Here is an 18,717-nt window from a genome sequence, read left to right as displayed (position 1 = left end):
GGATCAGTTCCCGACCAGAGCGCGCGGGACGAGCGCATAAAAATCGGCTTTACTCTTGATCCCGCCAGCGATCTCACCGGCTGCATCACCCGATCCTGCAAAGAGATCACCGCGGGCAGGGCCGACAATCGCCGTACCGGTATCCTGCGCAATCATGAGACGCGAAAATGGGGCATTATCGAACGCTGTAACGCTAGGTGCATCGACATAAAATGGCGTCCCGAATGTATGCAGCAGCCTGTCCACAGCGATGGAACGACCACCCGTCAGCGGAACCTTGGCGGCTGCGATCTGCCCGACATTCGGATCATCAACCGGTGCTTCGCGGAAGAAAATATAGGAACGGTTCTGCCAGATGAGGTCATCGGCCTTTTCCGGGTGATCTCTCAACCATTGGCGGATCGTTTGCATAGAGATTTCATCAGCTGAAATCTCGCCTTCCACCACCAGAACACGCCCAATGCCTGTAAAAGGGTGGCCGGTTTTGGCGGCATAAGTGATGCGCATAAAACTGCCGTCGGTGAGCTTTAACCGCGCAGCCCCCTGCACATGGGCGAAAAACGCATCGACCCGATCAGCGACATAAGCAAGCTCCAGCCCGCGCCCGTTCAGGCTGCCCTGCTCAATTAACCGGCGATCATCATATTCTTCGATACCGTCCGCTGTTTTGCGCGCAAAAGCATAAGAAACATCCATGCCCGCAGGACGGTTTTCATCGGTGATCTTCACAAGATCATCGGGCTTCTTCAGAAAAGGCACGGTGAAATGCGAATCCGGCGTTCGTGACGCCTCAATCTCCGGCTCATAAAAAGCCGTCACAAAACCTTCAGCATTGATGCGGCATGGGATAAAATGCTCTTCGAAAAAAGCCCGCGCCTGAGCCGTATCGGGATTGTCGAGAGAGCGGGCGGCAGCGAAAGCCGGTTGCAGCATCTCAAAGGTGATACCGAGACTGCCGCTGTTATAGCGATTATGTTCCGCATAATCGGCTGAACGACGAAAGGCCGAAAAGGCCAGCGCCTGATCGTCCTGATCCCAGCCCGGGCAATCGGAATAGCCCAGCGGGTGAAAAAATTTCGCCAATTGGTTCACAGCCGGACCCGTAACAATGCGATATTGAAAGGGCCGCCAATTTCGCGGCCCTGTTATAAAAGATCTCTTTAGTCTTCCGCTTCGGTCGCGACAAGCTTCCAGTTCGGATCGCGCGAGCGCGTATCGCGCGCAAAGGTCCAGAGATCGCGGATCTCGACAACGTTCTCCTGATCGCCTTCGACCAGATTACCGTCCTTGTCGAGTGTGGAAGAAATCATCTGGCTCACAATATTGAGTGTAACATGTGCTTCCGAGCCCTTCATTTCGGCATTGGCGATTTCCGCCTTATCAATGCCGACAAAGGTCGAACGCGTGCTTTCACCGCGTGCTTCGCGTTCATCGATTGCCGAAACGAAGCCTTCATAGACGTCCTTGGACAGCAGGTTTTTCAGAACCTTGCGGTCGCCATCAGCAAAGGACATGACGATCATTTCATAAGCAATCTTCACGCCATCAACGAAACTTACGGGATCAAAAGCAGGGTCGGCTGCCTGAATGGCACGGAGCCCATCATTGACCGGTGTGCCGGCGGGCGCGACCTTGTCGATTGCGGTGAAATCTTTTTCGCCGGGTCGCTGCGGCAGGGAAACGACATTGTCTGTTTCGCCGCTGGCAGTCTGTGCATCGGTATTACGTGCAGAAGTATAGGGATCAAATGGCGGTTTTTCATTTCCCGTACGGCGGCCAAGAACATTCCTCAGCTGAAGAAAGATTACCACCGCTGCGATGAAGAAGAATATCGTGCCAAAATCAAAAAATTCCATACCGCCTGCCACCAATGGACGTTTCGGGATTACAAATCCGTCTCACGTCGTCAATTTCGTTACATATACATATAGATCGGCTTCACTGATCATTCAAATCCCGATCACGCATACCTATCTGATATTGTATGATAGAGAGTTTCAATTTTGTAAGAATGCGAAGCATTTTTGCATGTATGTCATGAATAGAACAAGCGAATGAAGTTTGCTTCATTACAAACGCAAATCAACATAAGGTCGTAACAGACGTGTCCTCTTCCCTTGCACCCCTTGCCATACTGGCAATGCCATTCATCGAGATTGCAGGTTTTGTGATCGTCGGCAGCGAAATCGGTGTGTTTGCAACGCTTGGTCTCATTATCCTCAGCGCCATGCTCGGCTTTTTCCTGCTGCGCGTACAGGGCTTCGGGCTGTTGCAGCGTATCCGCACCGAAAGTGCTGCAGGACGTGTGCCGGACCGCGAAATGATGCATGGAGCAATGATCGTCGTCGCCGCCATCATGCTCATTGTTCCCGGTTTTGTCACAAGCGCCATCGGACTTCTGCTTTTCGTTCCATTTATTCGTGATCTCGTCTGGAACCGGTTTGTGCGCAACCGACTGGTGGTGGCGACTGCATCGACACGCTATTCGGGAGCCTATCGTCCGTATGAGCCTGAAGAAAACCCATATGGGCCTAAAGAAAACAATGTGATCGATCTGGACCCGGAAGATTATACAGCAAAGCCGGACGAAAACTCACCGTGGAATCCGGACCGCAAAGATCACTAATCACGCAAATACTAACCTAAAAACGGTTTCTTGCCTCATCTACGCACACATGCTAGCCAAGCATCACTGCTTTTTGGGCAACAAGATAAATCATTAAAGAGAAGGCATACCGATAATGAGCGATAAGGCCGCTGCGGGCGAAGTAAAGAACGGCAATGGCGCAACCGCCCAGCCGTCCCTCAACATTCTGGCCCAGTACATCAAGGATCTTTCCTTTGAAAGCCCAGGCGCGCCTCTGTCGCTGCGCCCACGCGAAAAGGCTCCTTCGATCAACATCAATGTGAACGTAAACGCCAATCCTCTGTCCGAAACAGATTTCGACGTTGTTCTGACGCTTGAAGCCAAGGCTGTCGACGGTAAGGACGTTCTGTTCAACACAGAACTGACTTATGGCGGCGTATTCCGCATTCAGGGCATCGCGCAGGAGCATATGCTTCCGCTGCTGTTCATCGAATGCCCACGTCTGCTGTTCCCGTTTGCTCGTCAGATCGTTGCCGATGCAACACGCAATGGTGGCTACCCACCACTGATGATCGACCCGATCGACTTTGCGCAGATGTTCCAGAGCCGTATGGCCGAAGAAGAAGCCAGAAACGCTGTAAAGAGCTAATCTCTGCACATTATCAAAGAAAACCCCGCTTTTGCGGGTTTTTATTAGAGCATTTCCAGCAAAAGTGCGAAGCGGTTTTGCGTCGGATAATGCGAAAAAACAAAGAGATAGGGCATTTCCAATGATTCAAGAAAAATGGGAAATGCTCTAGAGATCAGTTTACGTATTTTTTCCAGATCGCCTTGTCGCCCATTTTTGCGACAAGAGCATCATGCGCGGCGCGTTCCTTTTCACTGATGCGTGACGCCAATGGCGTCGGACGCTGGCGGAGCACAATACCGCTATTGTTATCCGAACGACCATCGCCATCCGAATTTCCTGATGAGCTTAAGCCGAGTGCGGTCTGCTTGCCGCCAATCAGTTCAATATAGACTTCGGCGAGAATTTCAGAATCGAGCAATGCGCCGTGCAAAGTACGGTGCGAATTATCGATGCCATAACGCTTGCAAAGTGCATCAAGCGAATTCGGGCCCATCGGATTTCTGCGGCGCGCCAGTGCAAGCGTGTCGACAATACGATCAACGGCTATTTCCGGCTTTCCCAAACGACCCAATTCCGCATTGATGAAGCCAAGATCGAACATCGCATTATGAGCAACGAGCTTTGCGCCATCGAAAAACGCCATGAATTCATCGACAATGTCTGCAAAGCTCGGTTCAGTGAGCAATTGCTCATCAGTAATGCCGTGAACCGCAAGTGCATCGGGATGAACCTTGCGACCCTGTGGATTGATGAATTTGTGGAAGGTACGGCCCGTGGGAAAGCGATTGATCATTTCCACACCGCCGATTTCGATGACGCGATCCTCCAGCCGTTCAAGGCCAGTGGTTTCCGTATCGAAAACGATCTCACGCATGGAAAAACCTTTCAAATGATGCTGTACTTTTAAAGTGTTGGAGCGACCTTTGTACGCCCAACAGGGCGGCACGGCGCTCTAGTGCTTTATAACATGGTCGGGCTGGCAATCAGGATTGATTGGAAGGCTTTCCACGCAATTCCGCGACGATGGCTTCAATCTGCAATCTCGTTTCTTCAAAGTCTCCCGAAGAATCGATGATAAAATCCGCACGCGCACGTTTTTCTGCGTCCGGCATCTGCCGAGCAAGAATGGCTTCAAACTTTTCTTCGCTCATGCCGGGGCGGGACAGAACGCGTTCACGCTGAATGTCGGCGGGGGCTGAGACAACAGCCACCTTGTCCACGCGCTTCTCACCGCCTGTTTCAAACAACAGCGGAATATCGAGAAGCGCAATTTCGGCACCACTCGCGCGCGCACTCGCCAGAAAGGCTTTCTCTTCTTCATGCACCAGTGGATGAATGATGGATTCAAGCTTTTTGAGTGCCTCTGGCTTGCCAAGCACGGCTGCTGAAAGTTTTGTCCGGTCGACTGTACCATCCACAACGGTTCCGGGGAAGGCGGCCTCAATCAGAGGCGCGGCTCTGCCCGCATAAAGCTGATGCACCGCATCATCGGCGCTATAGACCGGAACACCGCACTCAGCAAACATGTTTGCCGCAGTGGTTTTCCCATGCCAATCGAGCCGGTCAGTCCGAGGATGATCATAAAGCGCCAGCCTTTTCATATCATCCAAAATATAACGACGAAGCGCTTCTGTCACTTGCGGTCTTTTGCCAAACCAGCGTTCAAAACCGGGAACCGCCTGATGCAGCAACATGCCGAGCCCATCAACGGTTTTGAGACCCGCTGCTTCCGCTTTGGCCAGAAATGGGGTCTTCAAGGGAATATAGACAATATCGGTTGCAACGGCTGATTTTTGCGCCTCGCTCAAATCAAGCGGAAATTCTTCTGCCTCACCATGTCCGCTCATGCCAAGTGAAGTCGTGTTGACGATCAGACCCGCTTCTTTGACAACACGCTGCGCTGCGTCCCATCCATGCGCCGAAACACCTTTGCCGAAATGACTCGCCAGTTCTTCCGCGCGGCTCAATGTGCGATTGACGATGGAGATGCGCGAGAAACCCGCTTCTGCAAAGCGTGCACAATGGCACGTCCCGCGCCGCCTGCGCCCAGAACCAGAGCCGTATCAGCATTGTCCCAATCCGGTGCCAGCGCATCCATATTGGCAGCAAAGCCATAGGCATCGGTATTGCCACCGCAAAGCTTGCCATTTTCGAGCCAGAGCGTGTTGACCGCGCCAATGGCCTCGGCCGCTTCATCGCGGCTTCCCACAGTCGCAAAAGCCACTTCCTTATGCGGGATCGTGACGTTGCCGCCGACAAAACCGCTTTGCTCAAGCGAGGTGGCAAATTCCACAAAATTTTCAGGTGCCACTTCTATGGCTTCATAGGAGCCTTCGAGACCCAGTTCCTTGAGCCAGAAACCGTGAATGAGTGGCGAGCGCGAATGTTTTATCGGGAAGCCTGTGACAAATGCCTTTTTAGCCATCGATCAAATTTTCCTTCCTCAATTCATGGAGCAACGGCAACAGGGGCAATCCGACGATGGTGAAATAATCACCTTCGATTTCCTCGAAAAGCTGGATGCCTGGACCTTCGACCTGATAAGCACCAACACTTGAAAGAGCAATATCGCCAACGCGACCAAGATAACGCCCGACAAAACCCGGATCGAGATCGCGCATGGTCATGCGGGCGACCGAAACATGCCGCCACAATGTTTCGCCATTTTTGACCAGCACCACAGCGCTGTTGAGCTGATGCGTCTTGCCCGAAAACAGTAAAAGCTGACGGCGCGCCGCGTCCATATCCACAGGCTTGTGGAAAATCTGGTCGCCCAGCGAAAGCGTCTGATCGCAACCAATCACCACGGCATCGGGATGGTTCTCACTGACAGATAAGGCCTTTGCTTCAGCCAGAACCTGCGCCACCTCTTGCGGCGTCGCACCGCTTTTATAAAGGGGGGCCTCGACCGCACGTTCGTCGATATCCGCGCTTTCGGTCGAAAACGCGATGCCGGCATTTTTCAAAATTGCCGAACGGAACGGGCTCTTGGAGGCGAGAATAAGTTTCGTGGTCATGACTGATCTTCCTTCTTGCCATCGCGCAGCAAGGCCATGATAGCAGCTGCGGTTTCCTCGATCGACCGGCGCGACACATCGATCAACGGCCAGCCATGCCGGTTGCACAGGTTGCGGGCATAAGCCAGTTCTTCTGAAATTGAAACGCGGTCTGTATAAAGTCCGGTATCAAGCGACGGCGCATTGCCAAGCGGGCGGTTCTGCCTGATCTGCGAAATACGCTCTGCGGTCGCCACAAGGCCGACAATCAAAGGTCGCTTTGCGGTAAAGAGAACTTCCGGCACCGGAATGCCCAGAACAATCGGCACATTCGTCGCCTTGATACCGCGGTTCGCCATATAAATGCTGGTGGGTGTCTTTGATGTACGGGAAATTCCCACCAGAATGACATCCGCTTCTTCTATATCGAGCGGCAATTGCCCGTCGTCATGCTCCATGGTGAAATTAAGCGCATCGATCCGACGGAAATAATCGGCATTGAGCACATGCTGGGCGCTGGCGCGGCGATGCGCAGGCGCGCCCAGATAAGACTGAAACGTGTTGAGAACCGGCTCCAGCACCGAAACGCTCGGCACCCCCATCTCCGCGCAGGATTCATCGATGATTGCAGCAAGCTTCTGATCAACGATTGTGTAGAGAACGATGCCAGGTTCAGCGTCGATATTCTCAAGCACTTTTCCTAGCTGCTTTTCGGTGCGGATAAGTGGATAGATATGCTCGATTGCCCGCGCATTGGCATATTGAGCGGCCGCAGCGCGGCCAGCCGCCAGGAGAGTCTCTCCCGTCGCATCAGAAATCAGATGAAGATGAAAGTAAGAAAGCGGTCTGGTCACAGTTTTCTCCCGTCCCTGTTGACGAGTGTGCGTAAAACGCAGGCTTCATCCACAAGCCATGGCAGGCGGTGGGAAACTTGGCAAGTCATCCACAGCGAGCCAACATGTGAGAAGCTTTGGAAAGCCATTGTGGACAAGACTCGTAACATTTGGAAATCACGGTGATATACCCAGCTTGTCCACAAAGAGACCGAAACTGCGTCAATTGGTAACCCCTTATATTCAATGAAAGATTTTAGTTTTCATTGCTTTTGTCCCGGTGATCGGTGAATTATCGCACAGGCTGAGATGGCCAGAGCGGAACTGTGGGGAAAAGACGGACAAACCTTAATCCCCGATTCCAACAGACTCTAAGAATCAAAAGATTCCTGAATCATCCTTTCTTTATGAGAGCCGGACGGGAAAACTTTCACACAGACCCAAGAAAACAGATCAGACAGGGTGGAATGTAATGAAGCGCAAGGTCCTGAAAGTGATAGACGGTGAGACAGTCTTTCCACCTCCAATCTGGATGATGCGTCAGGCCGGACGATACCTTCCAGAATATCGGGAAGTGCGCAAAAAAGCCGGAAGCTTCCTCGACCTCTGCTATTCACCCGATCTGGCAGTCGAAGTGACGCTTCAGCCAATCCGCCGTTATGGCTTTGATGCAGCCATTCTGTTTTCAGATATTCTGGTTGTCCCTCACGCCCTTGGACGAGACCTTCGCTTTGAAGAAGGCAAGGGTCCATTGATGACGCCAATCGATGCAGATGAGATATTCTGGCTTGAGACCGAAGGTGTCGCCAAAAGGCTGGAGCCGGTCTATGAGACGGTTCGGCTGCTCCGCGAGCAACTCCCCGACGAAACAACGCTGCTGGGCTTCTGTGGCGCTCCCTGGACCGTTGCGACCTATATGATCGCCGGTCATGGTACGCCTGATCAGGCTCCTGCTCGTTTGTTCGCTTATCGCTTCCCGGAAGCGTTTGAGAAGCTTTTGAATGATCTGGCGGATGTTTCAGCCGAATATCTCATCGAACAGCTCGATGCAGGCGCTGATGCCGTGCAGATTTTCGATTCCTGGTCCGGTGTTCTTGATGAAGATTGCTTTGAACGTTTCTGTGTTCGTCCGGTTGCCCGGATCGTTCAGAAGGTGAGGGCCGTTTATCCCGACGCGCGTATCATCGGCTTTCCGAAAGGGGCCGGGATGCTCTATGCGGGCTACCGCGAAAAGACCGGCGTCGATGTTCTTGGCCTCGATTGGTCTGTGCCGGTTTCTTTTGCGCAGGAATTGCAGAAGGAAGGCGCTATTCAGGGTAATCTCGATCCGCTGCGCGTTGTCGCTGGTGGCGAGGCTCTGGACGAAGGGGTTGATGCAATCCTGAAAAATCTCGGGCAGGGCCCGCTGATCTTCAATCTTGGCCATGGAATTACGCCACAGGCACCGATTGAAAATGTTCAGCGCATGATTGATCGGGTTCGTGGAGGCTGATGATGAGTGCTTCCGATAAGGCAAACAGCGGCAAGGCCGCTCTGATCCGTACCATCGTTGGTCTTGCAGTAGTGGTACTCGGTTTATGGGGATTGTTTCACGTGAATCCAGCTGATGCTTATCTTTGGATCAAATCGATCCACGTCATTGCCGTGATCGCCTGGATGGCGGGAATGCTCTATCTCCCGCGTCTTTTCGTCTATCATTGTGCCGCAACACCCGGTTCCGAAACCTCTGAAACCTTCAAGGTGATGGAAAAGCGGTTGCTTCGTTTCATCATCAATCCCGCTATGGTTGTGACCTGGATCGCTGGCCTATGGATGGCGTGGGAGATTTTTGGCTTTAAGGGTGGCTGGTTGCATGCAAAGCTTTTGCTTGTCGTGTTGATGTCCGGTCTGCACGGTTATCTGTCAAAGGCGACGCGGCTTTTTGCAGAAGATCGCAACACCAAATCGGCCAAACATTGGCGAATCATCAATGAAGTACCGACGATCCTAATGATCTTCATCGTCATTCTTGTGATCGTGAAACCGTTCTGATTTCCAAATTTTATAAAGAAAGCCCGGTATTTATCCGGGCTTTTTATTTGGCACCGGGTATTTTTAGCAGAGCCACTTTCCATTTTCTGAGACTCGCACTAGCTTTTACCTATTGAACAAAAGACCGACACGCCTTATGTGAGGCTTGCTCTTCGTGCTGCAAACCGGTATGGATGAGTCCTCTTCCCACCATGACAGCAGGCCTTCGATGCCGGTCACATTACCAAAGTGACCACCTTTCCGAACAACTGCATTTTCTCCTTAAATTTCAAAAGAGTTCCTCACACATGCAGGAAATGAAACTACAAGAACTTAAAAATAAGACCCCGGTCGAGCTGCTGGCATTTGCCGAAACGCTTGAGGTCGAAAATGCGAGCGCCATGCGCAAGCAGGAACTGATGTTCGCGATCCTCAAGAGCCTCGCTGCTCAGGACGTCGAAATTATCGGCGAGGGCGTTGTTGAAGTGCTGCAGGACGGATTTGGCTTCCTGCGCTCTGCCGACGCCAATTATCTCCCGGGTCCTGACGATATTTATATTTCTCCTTCCCAGCTTCGCCGCTTCTCGCTGAAGACCGGCGATACGGTAGAAGGCCCGATCCGTGGTCCAAAGGAAGGCGAACGTTATTTCGCGCTTCTCAAGGTCAACACGATCAATTTTGAAGACCCGGAAAAGATCCGTCACAAGGTTCACTTTGATAACCTGACGCCGCTTTATCCGAATGAGCGCTTCAAGATGGAACTGGAAGTTCCGACCTCGAAGGATCTTTCGTCCCGCGTTATCGATCTGGTTGCTCCGCTCGGCAAGGGCCAGCGCGGCCTGATCGTTGCTCCGCCGCGTACCGGTAAGACTGTTCTCTTGCAGAACATTGCGCATTCGATCACAGCCAATCATCCTGAATGCTATCTGATCGTTCTTCTGATTGACGAACGTCCGGAAGAAGTGACCGACATGCAGCGTTCCGTGAAGGGTGAAGTTGTTTCTTCGACCTTCGATGAACCGGCATCGCGCCACGTTCAAGTCGCCGAAATGGTCATCGAAAAGGCTAAGCGCCTTGTCGAACATGGCCGCGACGTTGTGATCCTTCTCGACTCCATCACGCGTCTCGGACGCGCTTACAACACTGTTGTCCCTTCATCCGGTAAGGTTCTGACCGGTGGTGTCGATGCAAACGCACTCCAGCGTCCAAAGCGCTTCTTCGGTGCCGCCCGTAACATCGAAGAGGGTGGCTCGCTCACCATCATCGCGACGGCGCTGATCGACACCGGCTCGCGCATGGACGAAGTGATCTTTGAAGAATTCAAGGGCACAGGTAACTCGGAAATCGTTCTCGACCGCAAGGTTGCCGACAAGCGCATCTTCCCGGCCATGGACATTCTCAAGTCCGGTACGCGTAAGGAAGACCTGCTCGTCCCACGCGCTGATCTTCAGAAGATTTTCGTACTTCGCCGTATTCTTGCGCCAATGGGAACAACCGACGCGATCGAGTTCCTCATCGACAAGCTCAAGCAGACAAAGAGCAATGGCGAGTTCTTCGACTCGATGAACACGTAATTTCGGTTTATCCATATTCAAACAAAACGCCGCGCTGATTAATCAACGCGGCGTTTATCTTTTCTAATCTTTGAAATTATCAGGAATGGCCTCTCAGCAGGATTTCGAGTGCGGCAGGGGTCTCGACAGGCGCGAGGCAGACTTGCCCCTTACAGAGCCAGGCTGACGGTTTATCTGCATGTGCGGTGCCGCCAGTCGGAAGTTCAATCGCTTTTCCAGCTTCAAACTGAATGAACTTATCGACCCGACGCGGATCGGGAATTCGTTGAGCCAATAAGCTGAGTTCGCCGTCGACGCTTTCATCAGCAATCACCAGAGACAGCGGTTCGGCTGCAAAGCGGGCAGCGTTCAAGATACCAATCTGACCATATTGCTGGACGAGCGCACGCCCCATGGCCTGTTCGACCAGACGTTCATTCTGCGTATAGAGATGCAAATCTCCGGTAACGAGAAACAGTCGTGTGAATGCTTCGATGATCTGGCTTGTCGCGCTTGGGATCGCTTCATCATAGTCGCCATAGCTATGCAGAATAACATCCTCGGCATTGAGAGCTGAGAGCCGATAATTGCCGGATGCATCGCGATTGTTTGCATCAAGCGCCTCTTTGAGAGCTATCGCATCGCGGATAAATGTTCTGTCCCCCGTCGCTTCAAACAGCGAAAGGGCGGCATTCATCATCGCTGCGTAATCTGTCGAGAGCGGGGTAGACCAGCACATCATCCATTTGGCAATGCGCCATGCGCCCATCATCGAACGATGCTCCTATCGAACGATAGGTTGAAACTGCATATTCAATCCAGTCTGATCGCTTGAAGCTGCGGCCGGCTTCAGCCAATGCGCGGATCATGAGGGCGTTCCAGTCTGTCAAAGCTTTCATCGCGGCCCGGTCGAACACGAGCATTGCGATAGTCGAGAAGCTTATTTCTGGCAGCCGCGATATCCGGGGGAACCGAAGGTTCTTCGTTGACGGCATGAAGACGGTTGAGAATGTTGCTGCCTTCAAAATTGCCTGCGGGCTTCACGCCATAATAGTTCTTGAAATCGCTCGCCTGATCGCCGAGGACGTTGTCGATTTCGGCCTCTGAGAAGATATAGAACTTACCCTCTTCGCCTTCGCTGTCCGCATCGAGACTTGATGCAAAGCTACCATCGGGCAACCGCATTTCGCGCACCAGCCACTCGATTATCTCTTCGATTCGGATACGGAACAATTCATCTTTGGTTTCTGCATAGGCATAAGTCGCATGGCGAATAGCTTGCGCATTGTCATAAAGCATCTTCTCAAAATGCGGAACGAGCCAGTCAGCATCGACACTATAGCGACAAAGCCCACCCCCCAGATGATCGTAAATGCCACCTTGCAACATTGTTCTGAGAGAAAGCAGAAACGCATCGCGATGTGAAACTTCGCGATTATAGAGCCAGGACAGCCATAAGGCATCCATGAAGGGTGCATTGGGGAACTTGGGCGCATTATCAATGCCACCGCGCACCGGATCGAACATCGCATGGATACGGTCTGCAACTTCGTTAAATCGCGTCACTTCATTGGCGCGTGCTTCACTTTGTGCAGCCAGTTGTACCTCCAGATGGCTGAACACAGCTTCGGCATTATGGTTAATTTTTTCTTGATTTCCCTGCCAGAGATTATTGACCGCTTTGAGCACGTCAACGAAGCCGGGCAGGTTATGACGCGCTTTCGGAGGAAAATAAGTTCCACCCCAGAACGGCTTACCATCAGGACGCAGGAACATGGTGAGCGGCCACCCACCTTGCTGGCCCATGGCACTTAACGCAGCCATATAAATCTGATCGATATCAGGCCGTTCCTCGCGATCCACTTTCACATTGACGAATAGCCTATTCATAACGCCAGCAACTTCTGGGTCTTCGAAAGACTCATGCGCCATGACATGACACCAATGGCAGGCAGCGTAACCAACGGACAGCAGGATAGGGCGGTTCAATTCGCGTGCAGCATTCAGTGCATCTTTGCCCCAAGGCTGCCAATGAACCGGATTATCGGCATGCTGACGAAGATAAGCACTAGGCTCGCGGCTAAGCCGGTTGCTGCTGATATCAGTCATAAGCCTTTTCTTTCCTGACACGAATGAATATCACGTACTCATCTATATAGAACGGGAAATCAAATGAGCGAGCCGCAACATCTTCAGGACACCATTTTTGCCTTGTCGAGTGGGCGCCTTCCGTCGGGCGTTGCAGTCGTTCGGATATCAGGTCCGCAAGTTCGATTCGTAATCGAAACGATTATTGGCAAGATGATCGAGCCGCGTTATGCTGCTTACAAGACGTTCCGCACACGGAATGGAGATGCCATCGACCGTGGGCTGGCGCTTTTCTTTCCCGGTCCGAACAGCTTTACCGGTGAAGACTGCGCGGAGTTCCATCTTCATGGCGGTATCGCTGTTGTTGAAAAACTGCTTGAGGAGCTCGGTAGCTTCCCGAATTGTCGAATTGCAGAAGCTGGAGAGTTTACGCGCCGGGCTTTTACCAACGGTAAGATGGATCTGACAATTGCGGAAGGTCTGGCGGATCTGATTGCGGCAGAAACGGAAGGGCAGCGCCGTCTGGCATTGCAGGTTGCCTCCGGCGCACAGCGTCAACTTTATACGGAATGGCGCCAAAGGCTGGTGCGCGCTCGGGCTTTAATTGAAGCTGAGTTGGACTTCGCTGATGAGAGCGATGTCCCCGGTTCCGTTTCGGGGCAGGTTTGGGAACAGCTCAAAAGCCTGCAGGGTGAGATTGGGCGTCATATAGAGAGCGGAAAACGCGCTGCAATGCTGCGTGATGGTCTACATGTGGTTATTGCTGGCGCGCCGAACGCTGGTAAGTCCAGCCTGCTCAATTTACTTGCGGGTCGTGAGATTGCGATTATTTCAGATGAGGCGGGGACAACACGCGATCTTCTGGAAGTGAAACTGAACCTTGGCGGCATTCCGGTTTATGTGACGGATACTGCGGGATTGAGAGAGACCACAAGCAAGGTTGAGAAGATCGGTATTGATCGCGCGCGGGAGCGCGCTGCTGAAGCGGATTTGGTTTTGCTGCTTGAAGATATGCAAAATCCAATTGCTGTTTCTTTAGATAATGGTGGTGCGGATGTCTGGACCATCGGGACCAAAGCTGACCTTGGTACAGGTGACAGAGCGGCCTGGCAGTATCTCATTTCAACAAAGACTGCGGATGGTCTCAGCCATCTGTTGGAAGCCTTGCAGGCATTTGCCGAAGAACGCATCGGACTAATCAATGATGCTGTCCCGACGCGCCAAAGACATATCAATCTGCTGCAATCGACGATTTCCGAAATCGACACGGCCGCCGAACGGGACGATCTTCCGCTGGAGCTGCGCGCGGAGAATATGCGTCGCGCATCTCAATATCTTGGCCGGATTACCGGTGACGTCGATGTCGAAGAGATATTGGATGTCATTTTCTCACAGTTTTGCATAGGAAAATGAGTGATTCACGTGAAACAGTGGGCTTTAGCCAATAGCACTCAACAGTGTTTCACGTGAAACATCTGTGGAATCTGTTCCGGCTTATTGACTCCCATTCACATCCGTGAGTCGCGTTCCGTATCAAATTTATCAAAGAGTTGATCGCGGTCTGGTTGGGTTACCCCTTCCGCCGAAGGCATAAACATGTCAAAGAGACTGCTTTCTAAACTGGATTCGGATGCATCAGGATGAACACCAAGAGTTCTACCGAAGTGACAGCTTTTGATGTCATTGTTATTGGTGGTGGACATGCGGGCTGTGAGGCGGCGGCAGCTTCGGCTCGCGCTGGCGCTCGCACTGCTCTCGTGACGCATCGTTTTGATACGATTGGTATCATGTCCTGTAACCCGGCCATTGGTGGTTTGGGAAAGGGACATCTTGTTCGCGAGATTGATGCACTTGATGGCCTTATGGGCCGCGTTGCCGATAAGGCTGGTATTCAGTTTCGTTTGCTCAATCGTCGTAAAGGCCCAGCGGTACGCGGTCCACGCACGCAGGCTGATCGTAAGCTTTATCGGCTGGCGATGCAGGAACTCATTTCTGAGCAGGAGAACCTTACGGTTGTTGAGGGTGGCGCTTCCGACATTCGCATCACCGATGGAAGCATTTCCGGCGTCGTTCTCGGCGATGGTCGCGAGCTCTCTTGTGCCGCAGTTGTATTGACCACTGGTACGTTCCTGAACGGCCTTATCCATATTGGCGAAAAGAAGATCCCTGCTGGACGCATGGGTGAAAAGCCTGCGCTGGGCCTTTCTGATACTTTGCGTGGTCTTGGTTTTGCAGTCGGTCGGCTTAAGACAGGGACGCCGCCGCGTCTCGATGGACGGACAATCGACTGGCAGAGCCTTGATATGCAGTCTGCAGACGAGGACCCGGTTCCGTTTTCTCTGATGACGGATAAGATCACGACACCGCAGATTGATTGCGGTATTACCCGCACGACGCCTGAAACCCACGCCATAATTCGTGCCAATCTTCATCGGTCGGCGATGTATTCTGGTTCTATCGAAGGGATCGGTCCACGCTATTGTCCATCGGTGGAAGACAAGATCGTCAAGTTCGGGGACCGGGATGGACATCAGATCTTTCTGGAACCAGAAGGACTGGACGACCACACTGTTTATCCGAACGGAATTTCGACGTCGCTGCCTGAAGAAGTCCAACTTGCCTACCTCGCGACCATTCCGGGTCTGGAGAAGGCGATTATGCTTCAGCCGGGATACGCTATTGAATATGATTTTATTGATCCGCGCGAGTTGAAGCGCAGTCTGGAGACACGACGCGTCACCGGGCTTTTCCTTGCAGGGCAGATCAATGGCACCACTGGCTACGAAGAAGCGGGAGCGCAGGGACTTCTCGCTGGCCTCAATGCCGCCAAGCGGGCAGGGGGCAGCGATCCAATTATCATACAGCGCACTGAAGCTTATATCGGCGTCATGGTCGATGATCTGACTTCCAGAGGTGTGAGCGAACCTTATCGTATGTTTACATCACGCGCGGAGTTCCGTCTGTCGTTGCGTGCTGACAATGCGGATCAGCGACTGACGCCTTTAGCGGATCAGCTCGGTATTCTCGGCAGCGATCGCCGCGATAAGTTTGCTGCCCGTCAGGATGCTTTGTCGTTGGCGCGTAGAATGACTAAAGAGCTGACTATCACACCAAATCAGGCAAGCCGACATGACCTTCATCTTAATCAGGATGGCGTTCGTCGCTCGGCCTATGATCTGCTGTCTTATCCGGATATCGATTTGCAGAAGCTGCAGACTATCTGGCCAGAGCTGAATGCAATTGATTCTATCACGCGGGAAGCGCTGGAAATCGAAGCACAATACTCGGTTTATATGGATCGCCAGCAAAGCGATATCGCTGTGATGGAACGCGAGGAACGGCTTTTCATTCCGGCAACATTGGATTTTGATGGGATCTCGGTCTTTCCAATGAGCTTAAAGCCAAGCTCAAGCAGCGTAAGCCTGAGACAATTGCCGAGGCGCAACGCGTTGAAGGTATTACACCGGCAGCGCTTGCATTGCTTATTACGCATATCAAGAAGCACGGCACGCGCGAACGCGCGGCGGCTGAACTAAGCGCCGAAAAGGGCGTAGCATGACTGTGGATAGACGTTATTCGAGCTTGAAATCGATTGTTCCTGATGTTTCACGTGAAACAACGGACCGGTTGATTGCCTTTGAAGAGCTGTTCCGCAAGTGGTCATCGGCCATCAATCTGGCATCTCCTTCGACACTCGCTGATCTCTGGAACCGCCATATTCTCGATAGCGCACAACTATTTCCGCTTGCATCAGATGCAAAGCGATGGCTCGATCTTGGTTCCGGTGGTGGCTTCCCCGGTATTGTAACTGCCTGTTTTCTGAAAGAATCTCCCGGCGCTTCGATTGATCTTGTTGAAAGTGCGGGAAAAAAAGCGGCCTTCCTTCGTACCGCAGCTGGTCATTTGACTGTGCCAGCACGCATTCACTCCGCACGTATTGAAGCTATGTGGGATAAAATCGATGTGCCGGATATCGTAACAGCCCGTGCACTCGCCTCGTTGAGCGATCTTTTCAAGCTTGCCGAGCCCTGGTTAACCAGTGGTTCAAAGGCACTTTTCCAAAAAGGTCGGGATTACCAGAGAGAAATCGATGAAAGCCGTGTCGGCTGGAGTTTCGATCTGGTACAACATGAAAGTGCTATCGATAATAGCTCGGTGATACTTGAGATCAGCAATCTGCGACGCATCTCCGGTTAATCCGGCCCAGTTATTCCGGAATCGATATGACAGAAAGCAGCAGGGCGACGGTAATGAGCAAAAGATCCAGGATCATAACCATTGCAAATCAGAAGGGTGGCGTTGGTAAGACAACGACAGCCATTAACCTTGCGACAGCACTTGCAGCCATTGGCGAAACTGTGCTGATCGTTGACCTCGACCCGCAGGGAAATGCCAGTACTGGCCTCGGAATTGATCGCCTTAACCGTCCGCTTTCGTCTTATGACGTGCTGACGCAGGCGGCCTCTGCAAATGAGGCGGCCATGCAGAGCGATGTTCCAAACCTTTATATCGTTCCTTCTACGCTCGATCTTCTCGGTATCGAGATGGAAATAGCACAGGCACCTGATCGTACACGTCGCTTGCGCGATGCATTGCGCTTTGATTCCGCTGTTGCTGACAAGTTCTCTTACATTCTGGTTGATTGCCCGCCATCATTGAATTTGCTGACGCTGAATGCAATGGCTGCAGCGGATTCAGTTATGGTTCCCCTGCAGTGTGAATTCTTTGCACTGGAAGGTCTGAGCCAGCTTCTGCAGACCGTTGATCAGGTACGGTCGAGCATTAATTCAGAGCTGACAATTCAGGGAATTGTCCTGACAATGTTCGACAGCCGTAACAATCTCGCCTCGCAGGTTGTCGATGATGTTCGCGCCTTCATGGGCGAGAAGGTCTATCGCACCGTTATCCCACGCAATGTGCGGGTGTCGGAAGCACCATCCCACGGCAAGCCAGCTATTCTCTATGATTTGAAATGTGCTGGCAGTCAGGCTTATTTGCAGCTCGCATCGGAAGTCATCCAGCGGAGCGGCAGCTTAAAGCCGCATAATTAGTGAGTGTTCCCCAAATGGGACACTTGATCGATTCGACTACGTAACAATTGCAGGAACTGCCGACGATGAACGACGATCCTTCAAAAAAGCGCCTTGGCCGCGGCTTGGCCGCACTGATTGGTGAAATCGACCGCCCGGCGGAAGAACGCAAGGTGCCGATCAGCAGCGAGCGTAACGTTCCAATTGAGTTCGTCACGCGCAATCCACGCAACCCGCGTCGCATGTTCTCGGAAGTAGATCTCGAAGATCTGGCGCAGTCGATCAAAGAACACGGTGTTGTTCAACCAATCGTCGTGCGTCCGGCACCAGGTGAGCCAGATCGCTTTGAGCTGATCGCTGGTGAACGTCGCTGGCGCGCATCGCAGCGTGCGGGCATCGATACGATCCCGGTTATCATTCGCGATGTCGATGATCGCATTGCACTTGAGATCGCAATCGTTGAAAACGTTCAGCGTGCCGACCTGAATGCGGTCGAAGAAGCAATGGGATATCAACAGCTTATCGATAATCACGATTATACGCAGAACGATCTTGCACAGGTGATCGGTAAAAGCCGAAGCCATGTGGCCAATACGCTGCGTCTTCTGAAGCTGCCGCAGCGCGTGCAGGATTTCATCTCGGATGGTGCTTTGTCTGCCGGTCATGCGCGTAGCCTGATTACCATGGAAGATCCGACAGCTCTGGCGGAGCGCGTGGTCAAGGAAGGTTTGTCTGTTCGTCAGGTCGAAGCGCTGTCACAAGCGCGCAGCGGTGCTGAGCCAAAGCCGGGTAAGCGCGCCGATTGAGAAAGATGCCGATACAAAGGCGCTTGAAAAGCTGCTTTCCGACGTCACCGGCATGAAGGTCGAAATCAATCACCGGGAGCGTGGCGGTGAGGTTAAAGTTCGTTACAGCTCTCTTGAGCAGCTCGACGAAATCTGCCGTCGCCTGCAGAGCTGACGACATCTGTTTAGAAATCAGACTTTGAG

General features: G+C 52.4%; 12 protein-coding genes and 6 pseudogenes. 10 read left to right on the top strand and 8 right to left on the bottom strand.

Features of this window, described 5'->3' with window-relative positions:
• Positions 1–3: 3 nt before the first annotated feature.
• Together mltA and C9380_RS12150 are read right to left on the bottom strand one after the other, a co-directional pair.
• Positions 4–1,092, bottom strand: a complete 1,089-nt coding sequence (mltA, locus tag C9380_RS12155) for a murein transglycosylase A (protein WP_111785603.1) — start codon at positions 1,090–1,092, stop codon at positions 4–6.
• Between the two features lie 68 nt (positions 1,093–1,160).
• Complete coding sequence (locus C9380_RS12150) at positions 1,161–1,856, bottom strand: Tim44/TimA family putative adaptor protein (RefSeq protein WP_024898448.1); 696 nt, start codon at positions 1,854–1,856, stop codon at positions 1,161–1,163.
• Between the two features lie 248 nt (positions 1,857–2,104).
• On the opposite strand from C9380_RS12150, the gene C9380_RS12145 reads away from it, so the two are divergent.
• Together C9380_RS12145 and secB are read left to right on the top strand one after the other, a co-directional pair.
• On the top strand, positions 2,105–2,626 hold the full coding sequence (locus C9380_RS12145; protein ID WP_100558410.1) for an FxsA family protein: 522 nt from the start codon (positions 2,105–2,107) through the stop codon (positions 2,624–2,626).
• Positions 2,627–2,741: 115 nt separating this feature from the next.
• Positions 2,742–3,236 carry a protein-export chaperone SecB gene (secB, locus tag C9380_RS12140; protein ID WP_024898450.1) on the top strand — a complete coding sequence of 165 codons (495 nt, stop codon included), beginning with the start codon at positions 2,742–2,744 and terminating at the stop codon, positions 3,234–3,236.
• A 154-nt stretch (positions 3,237–3,390) separates the two neighbouring features.
• Here the strand turns inward: secB and dnaQ are convergent, their stop codons facing one another.
• The 5 genes and pseudogenes from dnaQ to C9380_RS12115 form a co-directional block, all read right to left on the bottom strand.
• Positions 3,391–4,092, bottom strand: coding sequence for a DNA polymerase III subunit epsilon (dnaQ, locus tag C9380_RS12135; protein WP_024898451.1), 702 nt, complete (start codon positions 4,090–4,092; stop codon positions 3,391–3,393).
• A 109-nt stretch (positions 4,093–4,201) separates the two neighbouring features.
• Positions 4,202–4,800 (bottom strand): annotated as a pseudogene (gene coaE / locus C9380_RS12130) (dephospho-CoA kinase).
• Positions 4,797–5,643 (bottom strand): annotated as a pseudogene (locus C9380_RS12125) (shikimate dehydrogenase). Before C9380_RS12125 ends, coaE begins: the two co-directional pseudogenes overlap by 4 nt.
• Positions 5,636–6,235, bottom strand: a complete 600-nt coding sequence (locus C9380_RS12120; RefSeq protein ID WP_111788070.1) for a Maf-like protein — start codon at positions 6,233–6,235, stop codon at positions 5,636–5,638. Before C9380_RS12120 ends, C9380_RS12125 begins: the two are co-directional and overlap by 8 nt.
• The gene (locus C9380_RS12115; protein ID WP_024898455.1) at positions 6,232–7,068 is read right to left on the bottom strand and encodes a pyruvate, water dikinase regulatory protein; all 837 of its coding nucleotides are present in this window, start codon (positions 7,066–7,068) and stop codon (positions 6,232–6,234) included. Before C9380_RS12115 ends, C9380_RS12120 begins: the two co-directional genes overlap by 4 nt.
• Before the next feature lie 451 nt (positions 7,069–7,519).
• Here C9380_RS12115 and hemE point away from each other — a divergent pair, with 451 nt between their 5' ends.
• From hemE to rho, 3 genes are all read left to right on the top strand, one after another.
• Entirely contained in the window at positions 7,520–8,539 is a 1,020-nt protein-coding gene (gene hemE / locus C9380_RS12105) for a uroporphyrinogen decarboxylase (RefSeq protein WP_024898456.1), read from the top strand.
• 2 nt (positions 8,540–8,541) lie between these two features.
• Positions 8,542–9,078, top strand: coding sequence for a protoporphyrinogen oxidase HemJ (gene hemJ, locus C9380_RS12100; RefSeq protein ID WP_128093664.1), 537 nt, complete (start codon positions 8,542–8,544; stop codon positions 9,076–9,078).
• Between the two features lie 287 nt (positions 9,079–9,365).
• A complete protein-coding gene (rho, locus tag C9380_RS12095; protein WP_024898458.1) occupies positions 9,366–10,631 on the top strand; it encodes a transcription termination factor Rho in 1,266 nt (421 codons plus the stop codon).
• 79 nt (positions 10,632–10,710) lie between these two features.
• Here the strand turns inward: rho and C9380_RS12090 are convergent.
• Positions 10,711–12,719, bottom strand: a pseudogene (locus tag C9380_RS12090) (thioredoxin domain-containing protein).
• A gap of 63 nt (positions 12,720–12,782) precedes the next feature.
• Between C9380_RS12090 and mnmE the strand changes: the two are divergent.
• The 5 genes and pseudogenes from mnmE to C9380_RS12065 all read left to right on the top strand — a co-directional run bounded on the left by mnmE (position 12,783) and on the right by C9380_RS12065 (position 18,688).
• A complete protein-coding gene (gene mnmE, locus C9380_RS12085; protein ID WP_128093600.1) occupies positions 12,783–14,111 on the top strand; it encodes a tRNA uridine-5-carboxymethylaminomethyl(34) synthesis GTPase MnmE in 1,329 nt (442 codons plus the stop codon).
• Between the two features lie 227 nt (positions 14,112–14,338).
• Positions 14,339–16,257, top strand: a pseudogene (gene mnmG / locus C9380_RS12080) (tRNA uridine-5-carboxymethylaminomethyl(34) synthesis enzyme MnmG).
• The gene (rsmG, locus tag C9380_RS12075) at positions 16,254–16,895 is read left to right on the top strand and encodes a 16S rRNA (guanine(527)-N(7))-methyltransferase RsmG (RefSeq protein ID WP_128093599.1); all 642 of its coding nucleotides are present in this window, start codon (positions 16,254–16,256) and stop codon (positions 16,893–16,895) included. The pseudogene mnmG and the gene rsmG overlap by 4 nt, the downstream one beginning before the upstream one ends.
• A 53-nt stretch (positions 16,896–16,948) precedes the next feature.
• Positions 16,949–17,745 (top strand): annotated as a pseudogene (locus C9380_RS12070) (ParA family protein).
• 69 nt (positions 17,746–17,814) lie between these two features.
• Positions 17,815–18,688, top strand: a pseudogene (locus C9380_RS12065) (ParB/RepB/Spo0J family partition protein).
• The last annotated feature ends 29 nt before the right edge of the window (positions 18,689–18,717 follow it).

The sequence above is a fragment of the Brucella pituitosa genome, assembly GCF_003049685.1.
Taxonomy (GTDB): Bacteria; Pseudomonadota; Alphaproteobacteria; order Rhizobiales; family Rhizobiaceae; genus Brucella; species Brucella pituitosa.
Note: the sequence above shows the minus strand (reverse complement) of the source record. Positions and strands in the feature narration are given on the sequence as shown.